Source organism: Streptomyces sp. CA-142005, from assembly GCF_050942335.1.
Lineage (GTDB): Bacteria > Actinomycetota > Actinomycetes > Streptomycetales > Streptomycetaceae > Streptomyces.
This window is the reverse complement of record NZ_CP192078.1, coordinates 8,494,600-8,509,717: the sequence shown is the minus strand read 5'-3', so window position 1 is coordinate 8,509,717 and position 15,118 is coordinate 8,494,600. Positions and strand designations below refer to the sequence as shown.

The window sequence follows — 15,118 nt, the reverse complement described above, 5'->3', positions numbered from 1 at the left end:
GCACCATGTCCGACCTCCCCACCGAGCTGGTCCCGCTCCGCCCCGAACAGCGAGACGTCGTCGATCTCGCCCGGGCCTTCGCCCGCGAGGAGATACGGCCACGCGCGCGTGCCGTGGACGAGGCGGACGTGGAGACGCCCTGGGATCTGTGGCGCAAGGCCGCCGGGGTCGGCATCACCGGCTTCATGCTGCCGGAGGAGTACGGCGGCGGCGGCTTCACGGACGTCTTCACCCAGTGCCTGGTCCAGGAGGAGCTGTGCGTGGGCGACCTCGGCATCGGCAACCTGCTGTGCTCCAACGGCTTCTTCGCCGACCCGGTCCTCGAACTCGGCGCCAAGGAGCAGAAGCAGGAGTGGCTGACGCCCCTCACCGGCCCGGACACCCCGATGACGGCCCTGGCGACGACCGAGCCCGGCGCCGGATCCGACGCCGCGTCGATCATCACCACCGCGCACCGCACCGCGGGCGGCTACCGGCTGCGCGGCCAGAAGGCGTGGATCTCGAACGCGGGCGAGGCCGACAGCTATGTGGTCTTCGCCAAGACCGACCCCACCCGCCGCTCGCGCGGAGTCAGCGCGTTCCTGCTGCGCAAGGGCACCGAGGGCATGACCTTCGGTGAGCCGATGCGCAAGATGGGGCAGCGGGCGATCGTCTGCCGGGAGATCTTCTTCGAGGACGCGTTCGTGCCCGAGGAGCACCGGCTCGGCGCCGAGGGCGAGGGCTTCGTCGGGCTGATGCGGACCTTCGACATCTCCCGTACGGTGCTGGGCGCGGCGGCGACGGGAGTGGCCCGGGCGGCGTACGAGTACGCGCGCGACTACGCTCGTGAGCGGCGGCAGTTCGGCAAGCCGATCATCGAGCACCAGGCGGTCGCCTTCCGCCTCGCCGACATGCGCACGCGCGTGGAGCAGGCGCGGCTGATGACCTGGCGGGCGGCCCGCCGGCTGGACGCGGGTCTGGAGGCGACCGCCGAGGCCGCGATGGCCAAGCTGACGGCGTCGGAGACGGCCGCGTACTGCACCTGGGCGGCCGTGCAGACGCTCGGCGGCTGGGGCTACTCGCGGGAGTTCCCGGTGGAGCAGTGGATGCGGGACGCCAAGCTGGAGGAGATCGAGGAGGGCACCTCCGACATCATGCGGCTCATCATCGCGCGGAGCCTGTGATGGGCGCTGCCGCCCGGCCGGGCCCCCAGGACGCCTCCGGCGGCCTCCTGACCGGGGGACAGGCCCTCGTACGGGCCCTGCGGGCGAACGGCGTGACCCGGGTCTTCGGCATCCCGGGCACACACAACCTGGAGGTGTACCGGCACCTCCCGGCCTACGGCGTCGAGCATGCGACGCCCCGCCATGAGCAGGGTGCCGGGTACGCGGCCGACGGGTACGCGCGCGTGACGGGCCGTCCGGGTGTCGTGCTCACGACGACCGGGCCCGCCCTGCTGAACGCGGCGGCCGCCGTCGGCGAGGCCTATGCGGACAGCGTGCCGCTGCTGGTCGTCTCGCCGGGCATGCCGCTCGGCCATCCCCGGCTGGCCACGGGCGCGCTGCACGAGATGCGCAGTCAGACCGAGGCCCTGCGCGGCGTCGCCGCGTTCAGTCACCGGGTCTCGTCGGTCGCGGAGATCGACGCGGCCGTGGCCCGGGCGTTCACCCTGTTCCGCACCCGGCGCCCGCGCCCCGCGCACATCGAGGTGCCGCTGGACCTGCTGACGGCCGCTCAGGTGCTGGGGCCCGTCCGGCGCGCCCCGCGCACCCCACCGCCCGCGCCGGACCCGGAGGCCGTACGGCAGGCCGTCACGGCCCTGAGCGGTGCCCGCCGCCCCGCGCTGGTGCTCGGCGGCGGAGCCGTCGGCGCACGGGCGCAGTGCCGCGCCCTCGCCGAGCGCCTTGCCGCGCCCGTCGTGACCACGGCGGCCGGCAAGGGCACCGTCGCGGAGACCCATCCGCTGTCCCTCGGCGTGTCGCTGCACAGCCCCGCCGTGCAGAAGTGGCTCGCCGCACGGGACGTCGTCCTCGCCGTCGGCACGGAGCTGTCCGAGTCCGACTTCTGGACCGTCCCACCACCGCTGGACGGCACGCTCGTACGCGTCGATCTCGATCCGGACCAGATGTACGCGGGCGCGGCGGTGGACGTACCCCTCGTGGCGGACGCACGGCTCGCCCTGGAAGCGCTGCTGGCACAACTGCCGGACGACCGTCACGCACGCGTACCCGCGAACACCCCGCACACGCGCGTGGCCGACGAGGTGGCCGCGCTGCGCGCCGCGCGGGACGCCGAGACCGACGCGCGGGACGCCCGCTGGATCCCGTATCTGCGGGCGGTGCGCGAGGTGCTGGCGGCCGACGCCGTCATCACCTCCGACAGCGCCCAGTGCTGCTACTACGGCGCCCTCCCCCACCTCCCCGTCGGCCCCGAGGGCCGGTATCTGCACCCCACCGGCTTCGGCACCCTCGGCTACGCGCTGCCCGCCGCGCTGGGCGCCAAGGTCGCCGAGCCGCACCGGCAGGTGCTCGCGCTGAGCGGGGACGGCGGGCTGCAGTTCACGGTGCAGGAACTGGCGACCGCCGCGCAGCTCCGACTGCCGTTGCCCATAGTGGTGTTCGACAACGGCGGCTACGGCGAGATCCGTGACGAGATGCGGGCGCGCGGCGACGTACCGGCCGCCGTGGACCTGGCACCGGTCGACCTGCCCGCCCTGGCCCGCGCCTACGGAGGACACGGCACGCGCGCCTGCGACCCGGCCGCACTGGCGCGCGCCCTCACCGAGGCCCTCGACCGGCCCGGCCCCACACTGATCACCGTCCCCGAGGAGACCCCATGACCGCTCCCGCTCCCCTGATGTCGCTCGTCTGGACCGACCACGTCACCGGCCGCCAGGGTTTCCTGGTGGTGGACCGGCTGGTGCGCGGCGTGGCCAGCGGCGGGCTGCGGATGCGCCCCGGCTGCACGCTCGAGGAGGTGGCGGGGCTCGCCCGCGGCATGACGATGAAGGAGGCCCTGCACTACGACCCCGAGGCGCGCTACGTCCCCCTCGGCGGGGCCAAGGGCGGCATCGACTGCGATCCCCAGGATCCGCAGGCGTACGGGCTGCTGGTGCGCTATCTGCGCGCCATGCGGCCGTACATCGAGAGTTTCTGGACCACCGGCGAGGACCTCGGCCTCACCCAGGACCTGGTCGACCGCGCGGCGGCCGAGGCGGGTCTGGTCTCCTCCATCCAGGCCGTGTACCCGCTGCTGGACGACGAGGCGGCGGCCCGCGAACGGCTCGCGGACGCCTTCGCGGTCGAGGTGGACGGCATCGGCCTGGACGAGCTGGCGGGTGGCTGCGGGGTCGCCGAGTCGGTGCTCGCGGCGCTGGACCGGGCGGACGTGCCGTACGCGGGCGCCCGGGTGGCGGTGCAGGGTCTCGGCACGATGGGCGGGGCCACCGCGCGGTTCCTCGCCCGCGCGGGGCTGACGGTGGTCGCGGTCGCCGACATCAAGGGCACCATCGCCAATCCCGCGGGGCTGGACGTCGAGGCACTGCTGGCCGCGCGGGACGGCTACGGCACCGTCGACCGGCGTGTGCTGCGCCCCGGCGACCGCGAACTGCCCGGCGACGCCTGGCTGTCCGCCGACGCGGAGGTGCTCGTGCCGGCAGCGGTGTCGTACGCGATCGACACCGCCAACCAGGACCGGATCCGCGCCCGCTGGATCGTGGAGGCCGCCAACATGCCCGTGCTGCCGCAGGCGGAGGAACTGCTGGCCGCGCGCGGGGTCACCGTGCTGCCGGACGTGGTGGTCAACTCTGGGACCAACGCCTGGTGGTGGTGGACGCTGTTCGGCGACATCGGCGCGGACGCCGAGGAGGCCTTCGCACACATCCGGCGCTCGATGCGCGCCCTGATCGAGCTGATGCTCGCCCGCGCGGAGGCCGACGGCACGACTCCGCGTGCGGCCGCCCACGCGCTGGTGACCGACCGGCTGCCGGTGATCGCGGACCGCTTCGAGTGGTACCGGTGACGGGACCCGGCGAGCCTTCCCCGGCCGCGGGCGCCGGCGGGCCGCGCTCGGACGCGCTCTTCGACCCCGCCTCGGTCGCCGTCGTCGGCGCCTCCGCGCAGCCCGGGAAGTGGGGCTACTGGCTGGCCAAGGGGGCGCTGGCGGGGCGGGGGCGGCGTGAGGTGCACCTGGTGAACCGGCGGGGCGGGAGCCTGGACGGCGTACCGTTCCGCGCCGGGCTCACCGGGCTCGCCTGCGAGCACGTCGTGGTGGCCGTGCCGCCCGCTCAGGTCCGGACCGTGGTGACCGAGGGCCTGGCGGCCGGTGCCCGCCACTTCACCGTCATCACCTCCGGCGGGGACCCGGCCGAGGAGCGCGCGCTGGCCCGCGAGATAACCGACCGGGGCGCCCGGCTGCTCGGACCCAACTGCATGGGCCTGGTCGACACGGGCAGCGAACTGCGGCTCAGCTGGGGTGAGTTCCCGGTGGGCGCGGTGGGACTGGTGTCGCAGAGCGGGAACCTCGCCCTGGAGATCGGGCGGCTGCTCGCCCGCGCGGGACAGGGCTTCTCCCGGTTCGTCTCGCTCGGCAACCAGCGGGACCTGGACGCGGCGGAGGCCCTGGAGACGCTCGTCGGGCACGGGCCCACCCGGGTTCTCGCCGCCTATGTGGAGGACTTCCGCGACGGCCGCCGTCTCGCGCGGGTGCTGAGGGCCGCGCACGCGGCGGGCAAACCGGTGCTGCTGCTCACGGTCGGCCGCAGCCCCGCCGCCGCGGGCGCCGCCGCCTCCCACACGGGCGCGCTGGTCAGTTCGTACGACACGGTGGCGGCCGTCTGCCGGGACAGCGGCGCGCTGCTGCTGGACTCGGCGGGCGAACTGGTGGACACGGCAGTGTGTTTGCTGGCCGCGCCCGGGTGGTTGACCGGCCGGGGCGAGCGGGGACGGGGCCATGCGGGTGGGCAGACAGCCGGTGGCGAACGCTTGTTGGCCAACAGTTGTGGACAGGAGGAGCAGCAGACCGGGGCCCACGCTGGTGGGCCGACGGGCGAAGGCAAACACTTGTTGACCAACGCCCGTTGGCGAGGCGGCGCGGACCAGAAGCGCCCGCCAGGAGTCAACAACCGTCGGCAAACCCCCGATGACCAACACCCGTTGGCAAACACCCGTTGGCAAGCATCGGCCCGCGTCGCCGTAGTAGGCGACAGCGGTGGTCAAGGAGCGCTCGCCGCCGATGCGTTCACCGTGCGCGGCGCCCGGGTGCCGGAGTTGTCGGCAGCCACCGTACGCCGCCTCGCCGAGGTGCTCCCGCCCGGTGCCGGCTGCCGCAACCCCGTCGACCTGGCCGGCGCGGGCGAGGCCGATCTCGGCAGCTACGCGCGCGTCGCCGGGACACTGCTCCACAGCGGGGAGACCGACGCGGTCGTCCTGACCGGCTACTTCGGCGACTACGCGAGCGCCGACCCCCAGCGCACGGCCCACGAGTGCGAGGTGGCCGGCGCGCTCGCCGACGCCGCCGCCCGTACCGGACGCCCGCTGCTGGTGCACACCATGGCCCGCGACACCCCCGCCCTCGCCGTCCTGCGGGAGCGCGGGACACCGGTGTACGAGCGCATCGAGCAGGCGGCCGTGGCCTTGACGGGTGCCGTACGGCTCGCCGCCGCGGCGCCGACCGACCCGCCCCCTCTCCCCCGCCCCGCGCCACCCGCCCACGACGGCGGTTACGAGACCGTCCGCGCCCTGCTCGCCGCCCATGGACTCCCCTTCCCCGAGGCGGAGTTCGTGACGGATTCCGAGGAGGAGGCGGTCGCGGCGGCGCGGCGCGTGGGCTTCCCGGTCGTGCTCAAGGCGATGGGCCTCGCGCACAAGACGGAGTCCGGCGGGGTCGCGCTGGCCCTCGCCGACGCGGACGCCGTACGCGCGGCCCTGGCCCGGATGCGCGCGTCCACCGGCGCCACGCGTTACGCCGTCGAGGCCATGGCGGCCCCGGCGCACGCCCGCGAACTGATCGCCGGTGTCCGGCACGACCCGGCGTTCGGCCCGGTCGCCCTGGCCGGCATCGGCGGCGTCACCGCGGAGCTGCACGCCGACACCGCACTCGCCCTGGCCCCGCTCACCCCGGCACGCGCGCGTGCGCTGCTGCTCGGGCTGCGCCACGCGCCCCTGCTGACCGGCTGGCGGGGTGCCCCGCCCGTCGACCTGGAGGCCGCCGCGGCCGCCCTGTGCGCCATCGCCCAGGTCGCCGCCGCCCACCCGGAGTTCACCGAGCTGGAGGTCAACCCGCTGCTGGTGCACCCGGGCGGGGTGCTCGCCCTGGACGCGCACGCGGTCGTCCGGGGCACATGAGAACCCACGACCTATGATGGACTGACCAGTCCACTTTATGGAGGCCGGCATGGGCGGGAAGCTGACCGCGAAGGGGAGGGCGACGCGGAGCCGGATCGTCGAGGGTGCCGCCGCGGTGCTCCGGGAGCGGGGGGTCGCCTCGGTGACGCTGGACGACGTCATGGCGCGGACGAGCACCAGCAAGAGCCAGCTGTTCCACTACTTCCCGGCCGGCAAGGACGAACTGCTCCTCGCGGTGGCCCGGTTCGAGGCCGACCAGGTCATCGAGGACCAGCAGCCCTACCTCGGCTGCCTCGACTCGTGGGAGGCCTGGGAGCGGTGGCGGGACGTGGTCGTCGAGCGGTACGAGGCGCAGGGGGACCAGTGCCCGCTCGGGTCGCTGTTCCTTCAGATCGGGCGCTCCACCCCCGGAGCGCGGGCGATCGTGATCGAACTCATGCGGCGCTGGCAGGAGAGCCTGGCGGCGGGCATCCGGGCGCTGCAGTCCACGGGCAGGCTCCCCGCCGATCTCGATGTCGACGTCAGGGCCGCGGCGCTGCTGGCCGCGATCCAGGGGGGTGTGTCGATCCTGCTGTCCACGGGCGGGTCGGCCCATTTGCGCGCCGCTCTCGACCAGGGGATCGCGGACCTGCGCAGCGCGGGCCGCACCGCGGGGTGAAAGGCGTACCGGTCCCGGATGTCAGCCGGCGATGACGGCGGTCGTGGTGCGCCCGCCGTCGACGTCCAGGACGATGCCGTGCACGAAGGAGGACTCGTCGCCGGCCAGGTACACGGCCGCGTCGGCGATGGCGTCGGGGGTGCCCATGCGCCCCGCCGGAGTGCCCTTCATCATGACCTCGGCGGGGTGCGTCGTTCCCGGTTCGGGTGTCAGCACCACCCCCGGGGAGATCGCGTTCACCCGCACGCCCCGCGGCCCGAACTCCGCCGCCCACGCCCGCGTCAGCGTCTCCATGGCCCCCTTGGTGGAGCTGTAGAGGGCGCCGACCGGCACGCCCAGGCGCGCGATCCAGGACCCCAGGTTGACGATCGCTCCGCCGCCGGCCTCCGCCATGGCCGGTGCGACGGCAGCGGTCAGGAAGAACGGGGCCTTCACATTGACCGCGTAGACCTGGTCGAAGGTCTTCTCGTCGGTCTCCGCCGTGGTGTCGCCGGGATAGATGCCGGCGTTGTTGACCAGGACGTCGATACGGCCGCCAAGGACCCGTGTCGCCTCCTCGGCCAGCGCCTGCGAGGCGGCGGCGCTTCCGTCCAGGTCGGCCCGGACGAAGTCGGCGCGGCCACCCCGGGCGCGGATTCCGTCGACCACCTCCTTGCCGCGCCCGGCGCTGCGGCCGGAGACGACGACATGCGCCCCCTCGGCCGCGAAGGCCTCCGCGATCGCCCGTCCGATGTTGCTGGTCGCTCCGGTCACCAGTGCTGTCCTGTCCGTGAGCCGCTTCGGCATGGTCCACTCCGTCGCCAGTCGATCCTGTTGAACCCGAACGACCGGACGGCATGCGGCCGCCGGCGGACGGGACCCCGGGCTGCCGGGGTAGGTGCCACTGTGCGGCGGCGAAATTGGACTTGCAAGTCCAGAAATGGCGAGGGGAGGCCAGTCCGCAAGGCGTGGTGCGGGCCGCTACCCCTTCTCCCTGCGCGTTCGCGCCCCCGCCGCGTAGAACCCCAGCCCGATGACCACGAACAGCACCAGCGGTACGACCTGGCTGAGGGTGTAGGCCGCGCGTTGCCCGGCGAAGGACTGCGGCAGCGAGTCCGCGGGGTTGCCGCCGGTGCCGAACCAGCCGACGCCGAAGCCCGGCCAGATCAGCACGACGACCGTGAAGGCCACGAAGGCGGTGGCGAGGCCGCTGACGAGACGGGCGCCGAGCAGCCCGCCGGGGACGGCGTAGGGGCGGGGCGCGTCCGGGTGCTTGCGGCGCAGGACGGCGAGGCTCGGGAAGGTGATGACATACGAGATGAACGTGGTGCAGATGGTCAGACCGAGGCCCGCCGCGAAGTACTTCTCGCCGTCGCCGCCGGTGAGGTTGAGGGCGGTCACGAACAGCACGGAGGCGAGGACGGCGGAGAGCAGGTTCACCCGCACCGGGGTGCCGTGCTTGGCGGAGATGCGGCCGAGCCAGGCGGGACCGGCGCCGTCCGCGCAGGCCACGGCCTGGGCGCGGTGGGCGCCCATGGCCCAGGTGACGCCCGAGGTGAGCAGCCCGACGATGAGTCCGGCGGCCGCGATGCCACCGCACACCGAGCCGAAGCCGGTGAGGGTGACCGTGCCGTCCGCGGCGATCGAGCCGCCGTAGACCGTGAAGACGGCCTTGCAGGCGTCGATGAACCCGCCGAGGCTGCCGATGCGTTCACCGGGCAGGACGAACAGGATGCCGAGGATCGGGCCGCCGTAGAGCACGAGCGCGGCGAGGCCCGAGCGGAGGATGGACAGCGGGATGTCCCGGCGCGGGTTGCGCATCTCCTCGGCGGCGGAGCTGGGGAGTTCGAAGCCGACGTAGTTGAAGATCAGCACGGGTACGAGGGCGACGAAGCCGGCGTACGTCGGGGTGAAGCCGCCGGCGGGCAGGGCGTGGACGCCGTTGCGGACCGCGTAGACGACGACCGAGACGAGGAAGAACCCCAGCAGCACGACCCGGGCGACGGCACCCGCGATCGGCACCCACTTCCCGATCCGCACCGACTGTACGACGGCCAGCGCGCCGCCCCAGATGAACACGAACCCGGCGACGTACTTCCAGACGCCGGGCAGCGGGGTGAAGAACTCCTCCCAGGTCGTCAGGGCGATGATGCACAGGCTGCCGCCCACCCAGACCGGGTTGGATATCCAGTACAGGAGCTGGTTGACGCCGGCGGTCAGGCGCCCGAAGGCCAGCCGGGTCCACACGTACGGGCCGCCCTGGACCGGGAAGGCGGCGCCGAGTTCGGCGACGAGCAGGCCGTACGGCAGGAAGAACGCGAGCGCGAGGATCGCCATCCAGGTCAGGCCCTGCGGCCCCTGGGCGGCCACCGAGCCGATGGTGTCCAGGCCGACGAGCGTGCAGATGAGGAAGAACAGCACGTCGAGCCGGCGCAGGTCCTTGCGGAGCCGGGTGCGCTGCTCGCCCCAGCCGGCCGAGAGATCGGGTGTGTCGGGGCCTTGCGGATGCGCGGAGGTGGTCGGGGCGTGGGTCACGGGCGGACTCCTACGGGCGCGGGCTGACTCCTACGACGGCGGGGGGTGGCGGTGGCACGGGGCCGGCTGTGACGGCGGACCGCTTACTGACTGAACGAGCAGTCAGTAGTGCGGTACTGTGGCCCCGCCCGCACAGGGGTGTCAAGAGGTCGTCGGCGCCTGTCCGGGCGGCTGTGTAGGGTGACCGCGTGGCGAGAGTGCGGTTGAGCGTGGCCGAGCGGCGGGAGGAGCTGCTGCGGGCCGCCATCGGGCAGATCGAGGCGCGGGGCGTGGCGGCGGTCAGGATCGCCGACGTGGCCGCGGCGCTCGGGGTGAGCAACGCGCTGGTGCTGTACCACTTCTCGACGAAGGAGAAGCTGGTCGCGGCCGCGTTCACGTACGCGGCGGAGGACGATCTCGCGCACTTGCGCAAGCTGCTGGGCCGGCGGACGTCCGCGCTGCGCCGGCTGCGGGCCGCGGTGCGCTGGTACGCGCCGACCGGGCAGGCCAAGGGCTGGCGCCTGTGGATCGAGGGCTGGGCGGTGGCCCTGCGCGAGCCGGCCCTGCGGGAGGTCACCCGGGACCTCGACAAGCAGTGGAAGGCGGCGATCGCCGAGGTCATCGCCGAGGGCGTGGCGGCGGGCGAGTTCGCCTGCGCCGATCCGATGGGCACCGCGCTCCGGCTGACCGCGCTGCTGGACGGGCTCGCCGTCCAGCTGACGTCGTACCCGGGAGCGGTGCCGCGAACACGCGCGCAGGAATGGGTCGACGAGGCGCTCGCACGGGAACTCGGACTGGACCGGGTGGAGTTGACGGAGCGCTAGTGCCCTGGGCCGGCGCGGGCGGCGGTGCCTTCCGGCCGACGCGAGCGGGAGGCCACGGGGTGCGCGCCCGCACGAGCGCGTTCGGGTCCGGCGCACAGCACCAAGCTGGATCGAGGGAGCCGGCGTGACAGGGCCTGCACATCGGCGGCGAGCGTGCGAGGGCCGGCGCGCGACGACGCCGGATATGCGCGTGCCTGCCCGGGCTCGCCCCCCTCGCCCCGCGAGGCGGGCCGCGCGGTGCCCGCGGTCACGGCGACGGGCCGCCCCGACACGACACACGTCCCGATCGGCCTCGGTCCCGCCCGACACCGTGCGATCGATCCCGGGTCGGGCGGCGCGGTGCCCCGCCCCGTCGCACCGCGGAACACCAGGCACCCCACACCCCGCCCCCCCGGCAGCCGTGCCCGTGCCCCGCACCGCATTCCGCGGCACGGGGCACGTGGGCGCCGGTCAGGCCACCGAGGCGATGCGCATCTTGATGTCGTCGGGCGACAGGGTGCCCTTCGCCGTCACATGGTCGCCCGAGGACTCGCCGCGCAGTCGGCGGCCGATCCACGGGACGAGGTACTCGCGGGCCCAGTGGACGTCGTCGCGGCGGATCTCCAGGGTGCCCCGCGGCGGTTGCGGCGGCCACGGCTGCTCCGGGTCTGCCGGTACCTCAAGGCCGAGGGCCTGACCCGCGCGCAGTGCCACGCGTGTGTGCCCCTCGGGTGAGAGGTGCAGCCGGTCGTTGTCCCACGCCCTGCGGTCCTGCACGGACTTCAGGGACCACAGGTCGAGCACCGGGCAGCCGTACCGGTCCGCGATGGCGCGGACGTGCCCGTTGTACGTGGCGATCTTGCCGCGCAGATGCTTGAGCACGGGGACGCCACGGGTGTCGAAGCCGGTCGTCACCAAGACCGTGCCGGCCACCTCGGCCAGCCGGGCCACGGCCCGTTCGAAGCGCTCGGCCACCTCGTCCGGGTCGGTGCCGGGCCGGATGATGTCGTTGCCGCCCGCGCAGAAGGAGACCAGGTCCGGGGCCAGTTCGACGGCCTTCGGGAGCTGGTCCTGCACGATCTGGTCGAGCAGTTTCCCGCGGACCGCGAGATTGGTGTACTGGAAGTCGCCCTCGGGCTGCCGGTCGGCGAGCAGTACCGCGAACCGGTCGGCCCAGCCCACGAACGCCCCGTCGGGCCCCGGGTCGCCGACGCCCTCGGTGAAGCTGTCCCCCACCGCCACGTACGACCCGATCACTGATCTGTTGTCATTCTTCGAATCGTCTGCCACGTCGGACCATGATTCCCCTTCGTATGTGACTTACGCGACCGTAAGGAGGGGTTGACGAACGGTGAGATGTGACACCCTTAAATAGTTTGCCAATCCAGGAATAGGCGCCGGACGGTACGCCGAAGGCCGGACCCGGGGGGTGGGGGTCCGGCCTTCGGCGGCGTGTCAGGAAGGTGGTCCGGGTGCTCGGGCGTCAGACGACCGGGACGCCGTGCGCGCGGAGGTAGGCGACCGGGTCGATGTCCGAGCCGTAGTCCGGCGTGGTGCGGATCTCGAAGTGCAGGTGCGGGCCGGTGACGTTGCCGGTGGCGCCGGACAGGCCGATCTGCCGGCCCGCGGTCACGGTCTGCCCGGCCGTGACGGAGAGCTGCGAGAGATGGCCGTACTGCGCGTAGTGGCCGTCGTTCAGCCTGATGACGACCTGGTTGCCGTAGGCGCCGCCCCAGCCGGCGGAGACGACCGTGCCCGCGCCGACGGACTTGACCGGGGTGCCGGTCGGTACGACGAAGTCGACTCCGGTGTGGTGGCCGCTGGACCACATGCCGCCGGCCACGTGGTGGCCGGTGCCGGCGGTCGCGCCGGTCACCGGGAGGGTGAAGCCGGCGGCCGTGGTCGGGGCGGCGGCTCCGGTGGACTCGGGCGCCGGGGCCGCCTGGGGGGCAGCGGACTGAGTCTTGGCCGACGACCGGTTCGGGGCGGCGGGCTCGGGGCGGGGCTGTGCGGCCTGCGTGCCGAGCGCGAGCTTCAGGCCCGGGTGGATCAGCGAGGAGTCGTCGCCGACGGCCTGGCGGTTGTCTTCGTAGAGGCGGTGCCAGCCGCCGGCGACATGCTGTTCGTCGGCGATCGCCGCAAGGCAGTCGCCGGATCGCACCGTGTAGGTGCGCACGGACGGATTCGTCTGCGCGGCGGTCTTCCTCGCCGCCGAATTAAGGGACTGCACGGCCTTTGCGGAAATGCCCTGCGTGGTGGTCGCGGCGTGCGCTCCCGTGGTTCCGATGAGCGGGAGGGCCAGGGCGGCGCCACCGGATCCGGCCACGGCGATCGACCGGGAGAAACGCGGGGTCTTGGGACGTCGGTGCTTACCCTTCGCCGCCGTGGCGGCTTCACCCCGAGCCTGTCGCGGAGACCGGACAGGCGGTAGTACCTGGTGGGTCCCCCGCTCCTGCCGAACGCGGGTCAAGTGTGGGACTCCGGGCGGCGGCAGGACTCGGCGTTCCGTCCGGACTGGTGGGGAACGTAAGCGAGCGGGACGCACGGAAACAAGCGTCGGTTTCCGACCGTCCCGGAGATCGAATGCGGGAATTCACGGTCACCCTCCGTGAATCCCCGCATCCCGGGGTCTTTCAATTCCCCTTTTTGATCCCTCATTCCTGGGCGAGTTGTAACGAAGGCGCCAATCCAGGCAGAAAGCTCAGATGCGGCGCAGCCGGAGGACCGTCGCATCCAGGTCGCCCTGGAGCCCGGTACGCAGCCCGTGGTGCAGCAGGACGGCGCCCCGGTGCACTTCCCCCGTTTCGCGGCACTCGTACGACGCCGTGGGGTCGAGCCCGCGCAGGCGCAGCGCCGGCACCGGCTCGCCGTAGCTCTGCGCCTGGAGCCAGGCGAGGACCACCGTCTCCTCCCCCAGGACGTACTGGACGGCGCTCAGACCGCCGGCCGGGGGCCGCAGCCGGTACAGCTCGCCCTGCTGGACGACTGGACGGATCTCCTTGTAGAGGTCGACCCACCGCCGGGCCTCGGCCAGCTCCTGGTCGGTCCACTCGGTGAGGTCGCCGCCGACCCCGAGGACGCCCGCCATGGCGCTGACGAACCGGAAGCGCAGGGAGCTGACCCGGCCGTTGAGCTGGGTGTTCGGGCTGTCGGTGACCCACGCGGCCATGACCCGGGCGGGGTGGATCTGGCTGAAGCCGTGCTGGATGGCGAGCCGGTCGAGCGGGTCGGTGTTGTCGGAGGTCCACACCTGGTCGGTGCGGCTCATGACACCGAGGTCGATCCGGCCGCCGCCGCCCGAGCAGGACTCGAAGGCGACCCTCGGGTGGGCCGCGCGCAGCCGGTCCAGCAGGGCGTAGAAGGCGCGGACGTGGTCCACCCACAGGCGCTGCGGGTACGGCTCGCCGGGCCAGCCGGCGTCGGTGAAGCAGCGGTTGAAGTCCCACTTCACATAGTCGATCGGCGCGCTGGAGAGCAGGGTGTCCAGCTGCTCCCAGAGGTACTCCTGGACGTCCTCGCGGGCGAGGTTGAGGACGAGCTGGTTGCGCAGTTCCGTCCGCTTCCGTCCCGGCTGGTACTGCACCCAGTCGGGGTGGGCGCGGTACAGGTCGCTGTCCGGGTTGACCATCTCGGGCTCGACCCAGATGCCGAACTGCATGCCGAGGCCGTGCACCTGGTCGGCGAGGGGCTTCAGGCCGTGCGGGAAGCGGTCGGGGTTGGGGGTCCAGTCACCGAGGCCCGCGCGGTCGCTGGTGCGGGCGCCGAACCAGCCGTCGTCCACGACGAACAGCTCCACGCCGATCCCGGCGGCCCGGCGGGCGAGCGCGAGCTGCTGCTCCTCGGAGATGTCGAAGGTCGTCGCCTCCCAGGAGTTGAACAGCACCGGCCGGTCCCGCCCGGCGTCCGGGATGACGTACGCGCGCTGGTAGGCGTGCCAGGTGCGGCTCGCGGCGCCGAAACCGCCGTCGCTCCACAGGCCGGCGAAGACGGGAGTGGTGTACGACTCCCCCGGTTCGAGGAGCAGCAGGCCCGAGTCGTCGTAGCCGGCGCCGCCCGTGATCTGTACGCGCGCGTCCGGGAGTTGCGCGACCGCGATGCGCCAGGAGCCGGACCAGCCGAGCGCGCAGCCGTAGACCTCGCCGTGTTCCTCGGTGGCGTCGGTGTCGAGCGCGACCCAGGGCAGGTGCTGGTGGCCGGTGTGGCCGCGGCGGCTGCCGATGACCTTCTCGCCGTAGGTGAGCGGGGCGGTGGTGAGGCGGGACTCGGCGGCCCAGCGGCCGTGCAGCTGGGAGAGCCGCCAGCCGTCGCGCTCGGGCAGGGTCCAGGTGGCCGCGTCGGCGCGCAGCAGCTCCACGCGCGTCTGTGTGCCGTTCGCCACGGTGACCCAGCGCTCGACCACGTCCGCGCGCATCCGGTAGTGCAGGGTGACGGCGAGGCCGTCGTCGTCGAAGCGCAGCCGCAGCTCGTCGCCCTGTGTGTCGTACGACACGAAACGCCACTCGGTGCCGCGGCGCTCACCGGTGCGCACGGACAGGGCGGGGCGGACGAAGCGGGGGCCGCCCTCGACGGGGTACTCCTCGCGGCCGTCGAGCGGGGACTCGAAGGGCCAGTAGCCGGGCAGCGGGTCCACGGCCAGGGCCTCCGCGTCCGGGAGGGCGATGCGCGGCCCCCAGTGCAGGTGGAGCAGCTCGTCCGCGTCGGTGAGATGCAGGGCATAGCTACTGGTGGGCCCCGAAAGGAGCCAGGTACGACCGTCTTCGGCGATGTCCACCACGAAAAGACCTCACAGGTGCCAACAGATCCGCTCAAGTGCCAACATCATCAGGGGGCGCGGCCCTTGG

General features: G+C 73.3%; 11 protein-coding genes. 6 read left to right on the top strand and 5 right to left on the bottom strand.

Features of this window, described 5'->3' with window-relative positions:
- The first annotated feature begins 5 nt into the window (after positions 1-5).
- Genes ACQPXS_RS39230 through ACQPXS_RS39210 form a run of 5 tightly spaced genes read left to right on the top strand, consistent with a single transcriptional unit; the run spans position 6 to position 6,981 of the window.
- A complete protein-coding gene (locus tag ACQPXS_RS39230; protein WP_433454237.1) occupies positions 6-1,163 on the top strand; it encodes an acyl-CoA dehydrogenase family protein in 1,158 nt (385 codons plus the stop codon).
- Positions 1,163-2,818 carry a 5-guanidino-2-oxopentanoate decarboxylase gene (locus ACQPXS_RS39225; protein WP_433454235.1) on the top strand — a complete coding sequence of 552 codons (1,656 nt, stop codon included), beginning with the start codon at positions 1,163-1,165 and terminating at the stop codon, positions 2,816-2,818. The genes ACQPXS_RS39230 and ACQPXS_RS39225 overlap by 1 nt, the downstream gene beginning before the upstream one ends.
- A complete protein-coding gene (locus tag ACQPXS_RS39220) occupies positions 2,815-3,999 on the top strand; it encodes a Glu/Leu/Phe/Val dehydrogenase dimerization domain-containing protein (RefSeq protein WP_433454234.1) in 1,185 nt (394 codons plus the stop codon). Before ACQPXS_RS39225 ends, ACQPXS_RS39220 begins: the two co-directional genes overlap by 4 nt.
- Positions 3,996-6,323 carry an acetate--CoA ligase family protein gene (locus ACQPXS_RS39215; RefSeq protein WP_433454232.1) on the top strand — a complete coding sequence of 776 codons (2,328 nt, stop codon included), beginning with the start codon at positions 3,996-3,998 and terminating at the stop codon, positions 6,321-6,323. The genes ACQPXS_RS39220 and ACQPXS_RS39215 overlap by 4 nt, the downstream gene beginning before the upstream one ends.
- Before the next feature lie 49 nt (positions 6,324-6,372).
- Positions 6,373-6,981, top strand: coding sequence for a TetR/AcrR family transcriptional regulator (locus ACQPXS_RS39210; RefSeq protein ID WP_433454230.1), 609 nt, complete (start codon positions 6,373-6,375; stop codon positions 6,979-6,981).
- 21 nt (positions 6,982-7,002) lie between these two features.
- Here the strand turns inward: ACQPXS_RS39210 and ACQPXS_RS39205 are convergent, their stop codons facing one another.
- Complete coding sequence (locus ACQPXS_RS39205; RefSeq protein ID WP_433454228.1) at positions 7,003-7,767, bottom strand: SDR family NAD(P)-dependent oxidoreductase; 765 nt, start codon at positions 7,765-7,767, stop codon at positions 7,003-7,005.
- Positions 7,768-7,941: 174 nt separating this feature from the next.
- Positions 7,942-9,495: an APC family permease gene (locus tag ACQPXS_RS39200; RefSeq protein ID WP_433454226.1), complete on the bottom strand. Its 1,554-nt coding sequence runs from the start codon at positions 9,493-9,495 to the stop codon at positions 7,942-7,944.
- Positions 9,496-9,683: 188 nt separating this feature from the next.
- On the opposite strand from ACQPXS_RS39200, the gene ACQPXS_RS39195 reads away from it, so the two are divergent.
- A complete protein-coding gene (locus ACQPXS_RS39195; RefSeq protein WP_366488831.1) occupies positions 9,684-10,298 on the top strand; it encodes a TetR/AcrR family transcriptional regulator in 615 nt (204 codons plus the stop codon).
- A gap of 450 nt (positions 10,299-10,748) precedes the next feature.
- Here ACQPXS_RS39195 and ACQPXS_RS39190 read toward each other — a convergent pair whose 3' ends face one another.
- The 3 genes from ACQPXS_RS39190 to ACQPXS_RS39180 form a co-directional block, all read right to left on the bottom strand.
- Positions 10,749-11,534: an SGNH/GDSL hydrolase family protein gene (locus ACQPXS_RS39190; RefSeq protein ID WP_390684157.1), complete on the bottom strand. Its 786-nt coding sequence runs from the start codon at positions 11,532-11,534 to the stop codon at positions 10,749-10,751.
- A gap of 226 nt (positions 11,535-11,760) precedes the next feature.
- Positions 11,761-12,603, bottom strand: a complete 843-nt coding sequence (locus ACQPXS_RS39185; RefSeq protein WP_433454224.1) for a M23 family metallopeptidase — start codon at positions 12,601-12,603, stop codon at positions 11,761-11,763.
- Positions 12,604-12,978: 375 nt separating this feature from the next.
- Positions 12,979-15,051: an alpha-galactosidase gene (locus ACQPXS_RS39180; protein WP_433454222.1), complete on the bottom strand. Its 2,073-nt coding sequence runs from the start codon at positions 15,049-15,051 to the stop codon at positions 12,979-12,981.
- Between the last annotated feature and the right edge of the window lie 67 nt (positions 15,052-15,118).